Genomic DNA, 13717 nt, shown 5'->3' on the forward strand with positions numbered 1-13717 from the left:
TAGCAAGAACCCATGGCGGTGTTCGTCGCGCTCGGCGCGTTCCTGATGACGCTGTTCGGCGGCTGGGCGGCGCAGCGCGTCACCGACCGCCGGCACCTCGTGCTCGGTCTCGCCGGGGGACTGATGCTGGGGGTCGCCGGACTCGATCTGCTGCCGGAGGCGATGGCGGCCGCGGGGGAGGAAGTCTTCGGCGTACCGCAGGCGATGCTGCTGTTCGCCGGCGGCTTTCTGCTGGCCCACGTGGTGGAGCGGCTGCTCGCCGGCCGGCAGGCCGCGCACGGGGCGTACAACGGCGGCCGGCACGCCCACGACCACCGCGTACCGCAGGTCGGTATGACCGCCGCCGCGGCCATGGTGCTGCACAGCCTGATGGACGGCATCGCCATCGGCGCGGCCTTCCAGGCGGGCGGCGGGATGGGGCCCACCGTCGCGCTCGCGGTCATCACCCACGACTTCGCCGACGGGTTCAACACGTACACCGTCACCAGCCTGTACGGGAACGAGCGCCGCAGGGCCGTCGCCATGCTGTTCGCCGCGGCCCTCGCCCCGGTGGTCGGCGCCGCCTCGACCCTGCTGTTCACCATGCCGCCCGAGGTGCTCGGCAGCTATCTCGGCTTCTTCGGCGGCGCGTTGCTCTACCTCGCCGCCGCGGAGATCCTCCCGGAGGCCCACCACGCGCACCCGGCCCGGTCTACCCTGCTGTGCACGGTCTCGGGCGTGGCGTTCATCTGGCTGGTGACGGGCCTGGCGGAGTGACGCGCCGGGACCTGGGGCGTGTTTCGAAGGTCCCGTCTGGGCGGGGGCGGACGGAGCTGCTTTCGCAACACGCCCTGGGGCGCCTATACCGCCGCGTCCCACGCCGCGCACCTCTCCGTGAACCGCCGTGCCGCGCCCGGCGCGCCCGCCCAGTGCGTGTGCACATAGCTCGCGTGCACCCCGCCCCGGACGAAGCCCTCCACCCGGGGCTCCGGCTGCCGGAGCCCCCAGGCGGGGTCCGCGCCCGCGCCCGGCTCCGTGACGGTGCGGTGGAACTCGTGGCCGCGCATCCGGGTCCCGGCCTGGGCCAGGACGCTGTCGCTCACCGCCACGGCGTCCCGGTAGCCCAGCGTCAGCCGTTCCGACATCCGCGCGTCGGCGTCCAGCACCCCGCACATGGGCCGGCCGTCCAGCGAGCGCGCGAGGTACAGCAGCCCGGCGCACTCGGCGGCGACGGGCGCCCCCGAGCGAGCCAGCCCGGCGACCGCCTTGCGCAGACGGGAGTTGGCCGACAGCTCCGGCGCGTACACCTCGGGGAAGCCGCCCCCGACGACCAGGCCGGCCGTGCCGGCGGGCAGTTCCTCGTCGTGCAGCGGGTCGAAGGTGACGACCTCCGCGCCGGCGGCCGCCAGCAGCTCCGTGTGCTCGGCGTACGAGAAGGTGAACGCGGCGCCCCCGGCCACGGCGACGAGGGGCCGCCGGTCCCGCGCCCGGACGGCGGGGGAGCCCAGCGCCGTCCCGGGATCCCAGAGGTGCCCGGGGAGCGGCGGCGCGCTGCGCGCCAGGGCCAGCAGCGCTTCCAGGTCGCAGCCCGCGCGTACCTGCTCGGCCTGCGCCGTGACCGCGTCGACCGCCTCGCTCCGCCGCTCGGCGACCGGCACGAGCCCCAGGTGCCGCGACGGCGTCGCCACCGAGGGAGCACGCCGCAGCACCCCCAGTACCGGCACCCCGGACTCCTCCAGGGCCTCCCTCAGCAGGGCCTCGTGGCGGTCGGTGGCGACCTTGTTGAGGATCACCCCGCCGAGTCGCACCTCCGGGTCCCAGGAGGCGAATCCGTGCACCAGGGCCGCCACCGAGCGGGACTGCGAGGACGCGTCGACGACCAGCACCACCGGTGCCCCGAGCAGCTTGGCGACCTGGGCCGTGGAGGCCAGCTCACCGGCGCCCGCGGCCCCGTCGTACAGCCCCATCACGCCCTCGACGACGGCCAGTTCGCAGCCGCGCGCGCCGTGCGAGAACAGCGGGGCCATCAGCTCCGTGCCGCACATGTAAGCGTCGAGGTTGCGTCCCGGGCGCCCGGTCGCGAGCGCGTGGTACCCGGGATCGATGTAGTCGGGACCCACCTTGTGCGGGGAGACGGTGAGCCCGGCGGCCGTGAAGGCCGCCATCAGACCCGTCGCGACGGTGGTCTTGCCGCTGCCGGAGGCCGGTGCCGCGACGACGAGACGCGCTACCACGTTCTGCCTGCCACTCGCTCTACCACTCGATGCCCCGCTGGCCCTTCTGGCCCGCGTCCATCGGATGCCTGACCTTGGACATGTCGGTCACCAGGTCGGCGAACTCCTGCAGCTCCCGCGGGGCGTTGCGGCCGGTGATCACGACGTGCTGGGTGCCGGGCCGGTCGCGCAGCACCTCGATCACCTCGGCCGTGTCGATCCAGCCCCAGTGCAGCAGATAGGCGAACTCGTCGAGCACGTAGAACCGGTACGTCCCGGCGGCCAGATCGCGCTTCACCTGCTCCCATCCCTCGCGCGCCTTGTCCTCGTGGGACTGCTCGCCCTCGGCCGTCGGGCGCTGGATCCACGACCAGCCCTCGCCCATCTTGTGCCAGTGGACGGTGCCGCCCTCGCCGCTCGCCCCGAGGACCTTGAGCGCGTTCTCCTCGCCGACCTTCCACTTCGCCGACTTGACGAACTGGAACACCCCGACCGGCCAGCCCTGGTTCCAGGCGCGCAGCGCCATCCCGAAGGCGGCCGTGGACTTCCCCTTGCCGATGCCCGTGTGCACCATCACCAGCGGCCGGTTGCGGCGCTGGCGGGTGGTGAGACCGTCGTCCGGAACCACGTCCGGCTTTCCCTGCGGCACTACGCTGCCCTCCTGTTGCGGACCGTGCTGTCGGTTCCCGTCGTCGCCGCCCGTACGTCCCGGACCAGCCCCGCGATGCTGTCGGCGCGCAGCTCGTCCAGGGTGACGGCGGTGCCGCCGAGGTCACGGGCGAGGTTCCCGGCGAGGCCGAGCCGCACCGGGCCGGCCTCGCAGTCCACGACCACCGAGGCCGTGCCCTCGGCGGCGTGCAGCCGGGCCGCGCGCCCCGCGAGCGCCAGGGCGTCGCCGCCGCGCGCCCCGGTGGCCCGTCCGTCGGTCACGACCACCAGCAGCGGCCGCCGCGACGGGTCACGCAGCCGCTCCACCCGCAGGACGTCATGGGCCTTCAGCAGCCCGGCGGCCAGCGGCGTCCGGCCGCCCGTCGGCAGTTCCTCCAGCCGTGCGGCCGCGGCGTCCACGGACGAGGTCGGCGGCAGCGCCACCTCGGCGCCGGTGCCCCGGAAGGTGACCAGTCCGACCTTGTCCCGGCGCTGGTAGGCGTCCAGCAGCAGCGACAGCACCGCGCCCTTCACGGAACTCATGCGCCGGCGGGCCGCCATGGAGCCGGAGGCGTCCACGACGAAGAGCACGAGATTGCCCTCGCGGCCCTCGCGGGCGGCCTGCCGCAGATCGTCCCTGCGCACCACGAGGCCCGGCCCGGAACGGCCGCGGGCCCGCTGGTGCGGTGCCGCGGCTCGCACGGTCGCCGCCAGGTGCAGCTTGGTCAGCATCCCGCGCGGCCGGCGCGCCCCGGTGGTCCTGCCGTGCTCGGTACGGGCCCGGGAGCGGCGTCCCGCGGCGCCCTCGCCGAGGCCGGGCACGCTGAGCACCTTCGTACGGAACGGCTCCGCGGCCCGCTCGGCGGCCCGCTCGCCCGGGCCGGTGCTCGCGGCGGGCGGCCCTGCGGGTTCGGACGGCTCCGGCTGCCCGGCGGGCGACTCGGACGGCTCGGGCTGTCCGGCGGGCGGGGCGGAGTCGGGCCCCTGGCCCTGCGGCGGGACGCCTCCGCCGCCGGGGCCGCCGTCCGGGCCGGACGGGTCCGTGTCGGGGTCCGGATCGGGGTCGGCGTCCGGGTCCGGCCGGTCGTCCCCGCCGAACTGCTCCAGCGTCTCGTCGAGTTTGTCCTCGTCGAGGCCGGGCGCGTCGAACGGGTTGCGCCGGCGCCGGTGGGGGAGTGCGAGGAGCGCGGCCTGCCGCACGTCGTCCTCGCGTACGTCCGTACGGCCCGCCCACGCGGCCAGCGCCGTCGCGGTGCGGGCCATCACGATGTCGGCGCGCATGCCGTCCACCTCGAACGCCGCGCAGGTGGCGGCGATCTGCCGCAGGGCGGCGTCGCCCAGTTCCACCCGGGGCAGCAGCGTCCGGGCGGTCTCGATGCGCTCCCGCAGCGTCGCCTCCTCGTCCGCCCAGCGGGCCGCGAAGGCCGCGGGAGCGTCGTCGTAGGCGAGTCTGCGCCGGACGACCTCCACCCGCTGCTCCGGCTCCCGGGACGCGGCGACCTCCACCGTCAGCCCGAAGCGGTCGAGCAACTGCGGCCGCAGCTCCCCCTCCTCGGGGTTCATCGTGCCGACGAGCAGGAACCGCGCGGCGTGCCGTACGGACACGCCCTCGCGCTCGACGTAGGAGGCGCCCATCGCGGCCGCGTCCAGCAGCAGGTCGACCAGATGGTCGTGGAGCAGGTTGACCTCGTCGACGTACAGCACGCCCCGGTGCGCGTCGGCGAGCAGACCGGGCTCGAACGCCTTCACCCCGTCCGCGAGGGCCCGTTCGATGTCGAGCGCGCCGACGAGCCGGTCCTCCGAGGCGCCGACGGGCAGTTCGACCATTCTGGCCGGGCGTGCCGTGGCGGACGCGGCGTCGTGCGGCCCGTCCGGGCAGCCCGGGTCGGGTGCGCCGGGCGCGCAGGAGAAGCGGCAGTCCGCGACCACGTCGACATCGGGCATCAGCGCGGCGAGGGCGCGCACGGCCGTCGACTTGGCGGTGCCCTTCTCCCCGCGGACCAGCACTCCGCCGACGGCGGGGCTGACCGCGTTCAGCAGCAGCGCGAGCCGCAGGTCGTCCATGCCGACGACCGCCGTGAACGGGTAGTGGGGTGCGTTGCTCACTGTGCGGCTCCAGGGGTTCCGGCGGCGGGCGCACCGGGGAGGTCGGGTGCGCCCGGCGGGATGAACGGCAGGCCCGAGGGCGCGCCGCCCTCGATGAGACGGAGGAGCGCGTCCGTGTCCGCGTGCTCCTCCACGAGGTCGCCGAGGCGGTCGAGCTGGGCCTCGCGCAGAGCGGCGAAGGAGGTGTCCGGGGCGGGGACGAAGCGGCGGCCCGTCGCCGCGGCGACGGCCCGCAGGAACGCCCGGCGGAAGTCGTCGCTCTCCAGCGATCCGTGCCAGTGGGTGCCCCACACCTCACCGACCCGGCAGCCGTCGAGGAAGGGCTCGCCGCCGAGCACCTCGGCGACGCCGTGGTGGATCTCGTAGCCCTCGACCGGCTGCCCCAGCGCCGTGCCGGAGGGCCGGGCGAGCGTCTTCTCCGCGGCGAACCGCACCCGGACGGGGAGCAGTCCGAGCCCCGGCACGGCTCCGGCCCGGGACTCGACCTCGTCGTCGATGTGCCGGCCGAGCACCTGGAAGCCGCCGCAGATGCCGAGCACCGGCCAGCCCTCCGCGGCACGCCGGGCGAGCGCGCCGGCGAGACCGCGCTCGCGCAGCCACTCCAGGGCGCGCACGGTGCCGCGTGTGCCGGGCACGATCACCAGGTCGGCGTCGGCCAGTTCCTCGGGGCGGTCGACGAATCGCACGATCACGCCCGGTTCCGCGGCCAGCGCGTCCACGTCGGTGAAGTTGGACATCAGCGGCACGGCGCACACGGCCACGCGCAGCACGTCCTCGCCGACCGGCGGGGCCACCGCCGACTCGCGCACGGTGCCGCGCAGCGACACCCGCAGTCCGTCCTCCTCGTCGATGCCGAGCCCGTGCGCGTACGGCAGCACGCCGAACGTCCGCCGCCCGGTGAGTCCGTGGAGCATCTCCAGTCCCGGCTCCAGCAGCGTGACGTCGCCGCGGAACTTGTTGACGAGGTATCCCGCGATCAGTTCCTGGTCCTCCGGGGCCAGCAGCGCGGTCGTACCGAAGAACTGGGCGAAGACCCCGCCCCGGTCGATGTCGCCCACGACCAGCACGGGCAGGCGAGCGGCGCGGGCGATGCCCATGTTGACGATGTCCGTGCGCCGGAGATTGATCTCCGCGGGGCTGCCCGCGCCCTCGCAGATGACCGCGTCGTACGTGCTCCGCAGCTCGTCGAGGCAGCCCATCACCGGTTCGAACAGCGCCTTCTGGCGCCCTCCGTGGTAGCCGCGCGCGCTCAGCTCGCCCACGGGCCTGCCCATCAGCACGACCTGGCTGGACCGGTCGCCGCCGGGCTTCAGCAGCACCGGGTTCATCAGGGCCGTGGGCTCCACCCGTGCGGCCTGCGCCTGCATGGCCTGTGCCCGGCCGATCTCGGCGCCCTCGCGGGTGACGAAGGAGTTGAGGGACATGTTCTGCCCCTTGAAGGGTGCGACCTTCACGCCCCGGCGCACCAGCCAGCGGCAGATCCCCGCCGTGACGACGCTCTTGCCGGCGTCCGAGGTGGTGCCGGCGACCAGCAGCCCGCCCCCGCTCATGCGCGCCTCCGACTCAGGGTCCCGGCCGCGAGGCGCGCGCCCGCGCACACCGCGAGCGCCAGCACCCCCACCCGCCGCGAGAGCCGTACCGCCCGTTCGATGTCCGCGACCTCGACGGCCCTGCCGCCGGCGCCGTTGAGCACGGGCCGGTGCTCGACCCGGCCGCCGTACGAGAGCGTCCCGCCGAGCCGTACGCCGAGGGCTCCGGCGAACGCGGCTTCCACGGGACCGGCGTTGGGGCTCGGGTGCTTCGCGGCATCCCGGCGCCAGGCGCGGGCCGCGCCGCGCGGGTCGCCGCCCGCGGCGGTCGCGAGCGCCGCGGTGAGCCGGGCCCCGGGCCAGCCCAGGAGATCGTCGAGCCGGGCCGAGGCCCAGCCGTACCGCCGGTAGCGGGGTGACTTGTGACCCACCATCGCGTCCAGGGTGTTGACGGCGCGGAACCCGACGAGACCTGGCACGCCGCCGATCGCGCCCCAGAACAGCGCGCCCACGACCGCATCCGAGGTGTTCTCGGCGACGGACTCGACGACGGCGCGGGCGATGCCGGGGCCGTCCAGCGCCTGGGGGTCGCGTCCGCACAGATGCGGCAGCCGCTCCCTGGCGATCTCGATGTCCCCGGCCGCCAGCGCCCCGCCGATCGCCCGGGCCTCCCGGCCCAGCGAGGTGCCGCCGACGACGGCCCAGGTGGCGGCCGCGGTCAGGGCGGCGGCGGCGCCGCGCGACCGGCGTGCGGAGGCGGCGGCCAGTGCGCCCGCGGCGACCGCGCCGCCGGCGCACACCGCGGTGTGCAGGGCGCCCCAGCCGCGGTGGTCGCGCCAGAGTCTCCGTTCGACCGCGGCGGCGGCCCGGCCGAAGGCGGCGACCGGGTGCCCGCGGCGTGGATCGCCGAGGAGCAGGTCGCCGGCCAGCCCGGCCGCGGCGCCGTACGCGAACGTGATGTCCGGGCGCGGCACGCCCGGCCCCCCCGGTTCGGCAGGCATGTTCGTCCTCACTCAGGGTCCGCGCCCTGGCTCGACGTGACCGGCGGGAGAGAGTTCCTGGCTCCGGGGCGCTCCGTGAGGGGGAGCGCACCCGTGACAGTGGCGGGACCGCGCCGGATTCGCACCGGCTTCCTCTTCTGCCGCCGTAAATGGCTCCGGAAGTCCACCACGGTCCCCGAACGCCCGTCAACTCGCCCTTGACCTGCGACGGGACAGTGTGCCGAGGCCCACACGGGGCGGGTGCGGGCACACACACGACAGGGGCCGGACCCACCCGGAGGTGCGCCCGGCCCCTGTGCGAGGAGGTGCCGTACGGCCGTCAGACCACGATCAGATAGATCCCGAAGGCCACCGCCGCCACGCAGAGCGCGAAGCAGGCGTACGCACCCGTGCGGGCGAGGCCGGCGGAGCCTCCCTGCGCCGCCGCGGCCTCCTGCTTGGAGAGACCCGCGACACCCAGGGTGAACAGGCCCACCAGGGCGACGGTCACGACGAGACTCACGCCGAAGACGGAGCCCAGAGCTGCCCAGTCGATCTTCATGCTGTTCTTTCCTTACACCGTGGCGGCGGGCGCCGGAGTGGACTCGGATGCCTGGGCCGGAACGGTGGCCTTCGGCGCCTCGGGCTCGGTCACCGAGGTCCCGACGACACCGGCCGGGGGCGGGGTGACGGCCGCGATGGCGGCGGTGATGACGCCCGCCGGCTCGATCTCGTCGTCCGTGACGTTGGTGTGGTCGACCGGCTTGCGGCGCGAGATCACCCAGATGGCCCCGGAGCCCGCGACGAGCAGCACGGCCACGGCGGCGATGCCCCAGGTGCCCTGCTTGGTCAGGAACTCCGCGGCCGCGGCGACCAGGCCGGCGGCGGGCAGGGTCAGACCCCAGGCGACGAACATCCGGGTCGCGGTGGACCAGCGGACCACACCGCCCTTGCGGCCGAGACCCGCACCCATCACGGCACCCGAGCAGGACTGGGTGGTGGAGAGCGAGAAGCCGAGGTTCGAGGAGGCCAGGATGACCGTCGCCGCGCTGGTCTGGGCGGCGAAGCCCTGCTGCGGCTGGAGGTCGGTCAGGCCCTTGCCCATCGTGCGGATGATGCGCCAGCCGCCGAGGTAGGTACCGAGCGCGATCGCGACGCCGGCGGAGACGATGACCCACATCGGGGGGTTCGAGCCGGGCGCGAGGACGCCTCCGGTGACCAGGGCCAGGGTGATGACGCCCATGGTCTTCTGCGCGTCGTTGGTGCCGTGGGCGAGGGACACCAGGCCGGCGGAGGCGATCTGGCCGGCGCGGTAGCCCTTGGAGGTGGCCTTGTTCTCGGTCGTGCCACCGATCCGGTACGTCAGCCTGGTGGCGACCAGGGCCGCGAGGCCGGCGACGAGCGGAGCCGCGACGGCGGGGATCAGGACCTTGGTGACGATCGTGCCGCCGTTGACGGCCGAGAAGCCGGCGGACATCACGGCAGCGCCGATGAGGCCGCCGAAGAGGGCGTGCGAGGAACTGGACGGGAGGCCCAGCAGCCAGGTCAGCAGGTTCCAGAGGATCGCGCCGACGAGCGCGGCGAAGATCACTTCTGTGCGGATGCCCTCTTCGTTGATGATGCCGCCCGAGATCGTCTTGGCGACCTCGACGGAGAGGAACGCGCCGACCAGGTTCAGCACGGCGGACATCGCCACTGCTGCCTTCGGTCTCATCGCACCCGTCGAGATGGTCGTCGCCATGGCGTTGGCGGTGTCGTGGAAGCCGTTCGTGAAATCGAACACGAGTGCTGTCACGACCACAATCGCGAGCAGCAGGGTGATGTGCTCCATTTACCGGGTACCCAGGCAATCGTTCGGATGTCAGTGGCTCGGGTGAACGTAGGGTTGCCGAGTGAACGGAAGGTGAACTGGGGCGGGCTTTGGAGTGTCTCCAACTGGGGTGAGGCTCCTCCGCTTACGCCTGCGGCGGTACGCCGGGATCCCTCGGGGCCGGGACGCATCGATCGGAATCGGCCAAATCTCGGGCCTTTACCTCCCTCAGGTGGTCGCAGGATGGCTGTTGTGTGATCGGATCCCGTCATCTGGGTGAACATCGAAAGAGATTCTGGTCACTCCGGACTTTCCGTCGCCGAGTCCGTCGTCCCGTCCGTCCTCCGCGCCCGGCCGCCGGAGCGCGGCGACGGCGGCCCGGCACCGTCCCGCCGTCGCCCCCACCGGTCCGGGCTGACACGATCGGCCGCATGACGGAACAGGGGCAGCCCGACGAACATTCGGACGAACAGCCGGAGGGCGAGGAGCGGGAAGCGATATCCCGGGCCTGGTCGGACCTCGTGGCCACCGCACGCAGAACCGTCACGGACGGCCTGGTCGTCGGAACCTCGGGGAACGTCTCCGTACGCGTCCCCGGACGCGCCGGCGACATCGTGCTGGTCACCCCCAGCGGGGTGCACTACGACCGGCTCACCGCGGCGGACGCCGTCGGTGTCCGCCTCGACGGCCGGCAGGTTCTCGGGGAGCTCACACCGACCAGCGAACTCCCGATGCACCTCGCGATCCACCGCACCACCGACGCGGTGGCCGTCGTCCACACACACGCCGTGCACGCCACCGCCGTCTCCACCCTCGTCGACGAGCTGCCGCTGATCCACTACATGACTGCGGCCCTCGGCGGCCCCGTCCGTGTCGCCCCCTACGCCCTGTACGGCACCGGAGAGCTGGCGGCGCACATGCTCCGCGCCCTGGAGGACCGCACCGGCTGCCTGCTCCGCAACCACGGAGCGGTCACCTACGGATCCTCGCTCGACCAGGCCTTCGACCGCACCGCCCAGCTGGAGTGGATGTGCCGCCTCTGGCTCACCGCCGGCTCCGTCCCCGGACGCACCCCCAACCTGCTCTCCGAAGCGCAGCTCCGGGAGGTCGCCGAGAAGCTCCGCGGCTACGGGCAGCCGTCCCGCTGACGTCACTCCCGCCGCCCGGTCCACTGGCACCCCGGCACGGACCTCACCACACTGGAACGGTGCGCCCGGCAACAGCGACGGCAGCGGCCGTCACCACCCTCATCGGTCTCGGCGCGGCCGCGTTCGCCGCCGGCCGCTACGCCAGCGACGCCGCGCTCAGGGCCCCCGCAGGACGACCCCTGCCCGGTGAAGGACGGCTCACCGTGCACGCCACCGGGCCGGGCCGGGTCACCCTCACCCGCAGCCTCGTCTCCCTGCGCCCCGGCACGTACGGGCTCTGCGGGCACGACGTGCACGCCCTCGCGGGCCCCGTCCTGGCCCAGGTGCCGCACGCGGCGGACACCGTGGTCCGCAGGTTGGAGCGGGTCGAGCGCGGCAGCCTCGACCCCGGCACCAAGGTGCGGCTCACCCCTCAGCTGCACGTCGGCGACCCGGACAGCGCGCTCGGCATCGACCACGAGGACGTGGACATCCCCGGCGAACTCGGGCCCCTGCCCGGCTGGTTCGTCCCCGGACCGCGCTCGACCTGGGTCATCGCGGTGCACGGCCTCGGCACCACGCGTGAACTCACGATGAACCTCATGCCGTTCTTCACCGAGCAGCGCCTCCCGGTACTGGCGCCCGCCTACCGCGGCGACCCCGGCGCGCCCGCGTCCCCCGACGGCCTCGGGCACCTCGGCGACTCCGAATGGCGCGACCTCGACGCGGCCGTGCGCTTCGCGGTCCGCGGCGGCGCCGAGCGCGTCATCCTGCACGGCTGGTCCACCGGCGCGTCCATGGCTCTGCACGCCGCCGCCAACTCCGCGCTCCGCGAGCGGATCGCCGGACTCGTCCTGGACTCCCCGGTCCTGGACTGGGAGACCACTCTGCGGTCCCTCGCCGCGGCCCGCCGCATGCCGACCGCCCTGCTGCCGCTCGCGGTACGCGCGGCCCAGGGGCGCACGGGACTCCACGGCGACCGGCTGAGGGCGGCCGCCGACCCGGACGCACTGCGCGTACCCACGCTGGTCTTCCACGGCCCGGACGACACCATCGCCCCCTGGGGCCCGTCCCGGGAACTGGCGGCCCGGCGGCCCGATCTGGTCAGTCTGCAGACCGTGCCGCACGCCCCGCACGCGGCCATGTGGAACGCCGACCCGGCCCGCTACGAGGAGGCCCTCCGGCGCTTTCTGACCCCACTGATCTAGTGCCGCATCAGGCAACGTTCGCCCCGTCGCGGCGCCCGGCACGGCGACTCGCGGCGTTGCCGAATCAACCGAGTAGGCCCACTGCGAGGATGACTCCGGCAACGCAGCGAGCGTGCCGGGCGTCGCGGGCCAGGAGGGACTTGCGCGACACGTCCTCATGGCGCTGCCCACGGAGGCCGGGTGGGGGCGGTGGCGATCACGGGGGTGCGAACCGCGGGGCGGTGGCGATCACGGGCGTGCGAACCGCGGGGCGGGGTGAGGAGGGCGCGGCGGGCCGCGCCGACGACCGGCAACGCCGGCGTGGGGGCACCTTCGGTGCCCGAACGGCCACGGGGGAGTGCGCGCCGGACGGTCCCGCTCTGAGGGACTTCCGACAAGGCGCCCGGTGCCGCGACCGGAGCGGTGTGCTGCCGGCCCTTCCCGGTCACGGAGCCAGGGCCCGCGGCCCGGCCGGGGCCCGGCGGGGCCCCGCGAACGCCGCTCGGCAGGACCTCTGACGACCCCTCGGCACGTGTTCCCCCCTTCCGATTGGGCTTTCGGGCCGACAGCGGGGAGACTGCTCCCCGTGACGTCCCGTAACCTGCGCGACTCCAGGCTCCGTCTTGTCCGCCCGCGGCCCACCGCCACGGCTCGCCGCGCCGTGACGAACAGGCGCACGCGACCCGCTCCGCGCCCACCCGAGGGAACGCCGCCGACCGCGGAGCTGGCCGGCCAGGCACGCGGGGTCCTCGCCGACGCGGTGCGCATCGCCCGCTGGGCGGCAGCCCACCACGCCGAGGGCAGCGCCGCCGAGCGGGAACGGGCCGCCGCGGACCTGCGGCTGACACCGGGACAGGTCCACGCGGGCTGGGACCGCGCCCGGCTCGCCGGGCTCGTGGAACTGCACGGCGGCACGGCACGCCCCGGCTGGCGGCTGAACGCCTGGGACCGCGACGACACCGTCGTCCTGCGCGGCTGGGTCGCCCTGTTCGACGCCTGGTCCCTCGTACACCCCGCCCCCGCCGATGTGGCACCCGCCGCCGTCGCCGAGGTGGTGGAGGCCGTCCCCCAGGTGCTCTCCCTCCTCCAGCTCTCCGCCGGGCCCGTGCTTCTGCCGGTCCTGCTCGACCTGCTCCAGCAGCGGGTTGCGGAACTGCGCGAGGAGCGCTGCGAGGTGCCCTACGGGCCCGAGCCCGCCCCCGCCGACGTGGCGGCCGCGGCCCTCGCCGAACCGCCGGAGGCCGTGCTCCCCGCACTGCTCGACTGGGCCCTGGAGGGCCTCGCGGCCGTCGGCGCACTGACCCTCGGCGACGGCCACGCCACCCTCACCCCGCTCGGCAACTGGGCCGTGTGGGTCAAGCTCGAGCAGATCTGCGTCGCCGCGCAGAGCCCCGCGGGCCACATCGAGCAGTCCGCCGAGGAGATGCTCCGGGGCTGCGCGCGGCTCAGCCCCGGACCCGCCCGCGCCGAGTACCGGGCCTGGCTCGCCGCTCGCACCGTCTCCAGCGCGGTCACCGAACTCGTCGCCGCCGCCCGTGGCGAGGACGCCCTGTTGCGCGGACTGGCGTTCGAAGCCCTCCGGGTCGTCGGTGCGGCCGCCGAGGCCGACGTCCGAGCCGCGGCCGGGGAACCCTCACTGCGCCCGTACGCCCTGCTGTGGCTCGCCGAGCACGAGGGAGGCGACCCGGAGCACGCGGCCGAGGTGCTCACGCGCGAGGAGGCGACCTGGCTCTGGGTGGACACCGCCGCCGCTGTCGCGGACCACGGCGAGAGCGCCCTGCTGGTACGCCATCTGGACTCGGCGGTGCAGGGCACCGTCCCTGCCCTGCTCGACGAGATCCGGGCCGTCGGCCATCCGCGCACCGTGCAGGTCCTGGTCGCCCTCGCGGCCGCGCACCCGGACCCGGCCCTGGCGAAGGCCGTGCGGCGGGCCGCCTTCCAGGTGCACACCGGGGGCGCCTGACCGCGCCCCTGCAACGAGGCCGTTCCACCCGCCCCGGCCGTCCGGGGCAACGGGGTCCCGCCCGCCCTGCCCGGTTCCGCTCCGCCTGGTCGGACCCCCGCCCGCTGCCCCGCCCCCGGTGCCCCGGTGCCGTGGCGGGCGCCACAGAAATCCGGTTGCCCGGTCCCGGTAGACT

General features: G+C 74.8%; 11 protein-coding genes and 1 riboswitch. Of the genes, 4 read left to right on the plus strand and 7 right to left on the minus strand.

Annotated elements, in window-relative coordinates:
- Window positions 1–12 precede the first annotated feature (12 nt).
- Window positions 13–756, plus strand: a complete 744-nt coding sequence (locus FEF34_RS30335; RefSeq protein ID WP_138056007.1) for a ZIP family metal transporter — start codon at window positions 13–15, stop codon at window positions 754–756.
- Window positions 757–839: 83 nt separating this feature from the next.
- Here the strand turns inward: FEF34_RS30335 and FEF34_RS30340 are convergent, their stop codons facing one another.
- The 7 genes from FEF34_RS30340 to FEF34_RS30370 all read right to left on the minus strand — a co-directional run bounded on the left by FEF34_RS30340 (window position 840) and on the right by FEF34_RS30370 (window position 9286).
- Complete coding sequence (locus FEF34_RS30340) at window positions 840–2213, minus strand: cobyrinate a,c-diamide synthase (protein WP_138056008.1); 1374 nt, start codon at window positions 2211–2213, stop codon at window positions 840–842.
- A gap of 19 nt (window positions 2214–2232) precedes the next feature.
- Window positions 2233–2841, minus strand: coding sequence for a cob(I)yrinic acid a,c-diamide adenosyltransferase (gene cobO / locus FEF34_RS30345; RefSeq protein WP_138056009.1), 609 nt, complete (start codon window positions 2839–2841; stop codon window positions 2233–2235).
- Window positions 2841–4904 carry a putative cobaltochelatase gene (locus tag FEF34_RS30350; RefSeq protein ID WP_234043267.1) on the minus strand — a complete coding sequence of 688 codons (2064 nt, stop codon included), beginning with the start codon at window positions 4902–4904 and terminating at the stop codon, window positions 2841–2843. Before FEF34_RS30350 ends, cobO begins: the two co-directional genes overlap by 1 nt.
- Before the next feature lie 38 nt (window positions 4905–4942).
- Entirely contained in the window at window positions 4943–6496 is a 1554-nt protein-coding gene (locus FEF34_RS30355; protein ID WP_138056011.1) for a cobyric acid synthase, read from the minus strand.
- Window positions 6493–7476 (minus strand): cobalamin biosynthesis protein, encoded by a 984-nt coding sequence (locus FEF34_RS30360; RefSeq protein ID WP_138056012.1) that lies wholly within the window; start codon window positions 7474–7476, stop codon window positions 6493–6495. The genes FEF34_RS30355 and FEF34_RS30360 overlap by 4 nt, the downstream gene beginning before the upstream one ends.
- Window positions 7477–7507: 31 nt before the next feature.
- A riboswitch (cobalamin riboswitch) is annotated at window positions 7508–7659 on the minus strand.
- Between the two features lie 136 nt (window positions 7660–7795).
- Window positions 7796–8017, minus strand: a complete 222-nt coding sequence (locus FEF34_RS30365) for a hypothetical protein (protein ID WP_138056013.1) — start codon at window positions 8015–8017, stop codon at window positions 7796–7798.
- A 12-nt stretch (window positions 8018–8029) separates the two neighbouring features.
- Window positions 8030–9286: an inorganic phosphate transporter gene (locus FEF34_RS30370; protein WP_138056014.1), complete on the minus strand. Its 1257-nt coding sequence runs from the start codon at window positions 9284–9286 to the stop codon at window positions 8030–8032.
- Between the two features lie 410 nt (window positions 9287–9696).
- Between FEF34_RS30370 and FEF34_RS30375 the strand changes: the two genes are divergently transcribed.
- From FEF34_RS30375 to FEF34_RS30385, 3 genes are all read left to right on the plus strand, one after another.
- Window positions 9697–10413, plus strand: a complete 717-nt coding sequence (locus tag FEF34_RS30375; protein WP_138056015.1) for a class II aldolase/adducin family protein — start codon at window positions 9697–9699, stop codon at window positions 10411–10413.
- A gap of 59 nt (window positions 10414–10472) precedes the next feature.
- On the plus strand, window positions 10473–11600 hold the full coding sequence (locus tag FEF34_RS30380; RefSeq protein WP_138056016.1) for an alpha/beta hydrolase: 1128 nt from the start codon (window positions 10473–10475) through the stop codon (window positions 11598–11600).
- A gap of 565 nt (window positions 11601–12165) precedes the next feature.
- Entirely contained in the window at window positions 12166–13542 is a 1377-nt protein-coding gene (locus FEF34_RS30385; RefSeq protein WP_138056017.1) for a hypothetical protein, read from the plus strand.
- Window positions 13543–13717: the final 175 nt, after the last annotated feature.

The sequence above is a fragment of the Streptomyces marianii genome (genome assembly GCF_005795905.1).
Lineage (GTDB): Bacteria > Actinomycetota > Actinomycetes > Streptomycetales > Streptomycetaceae > Streptomyces > Streptomyces marianii.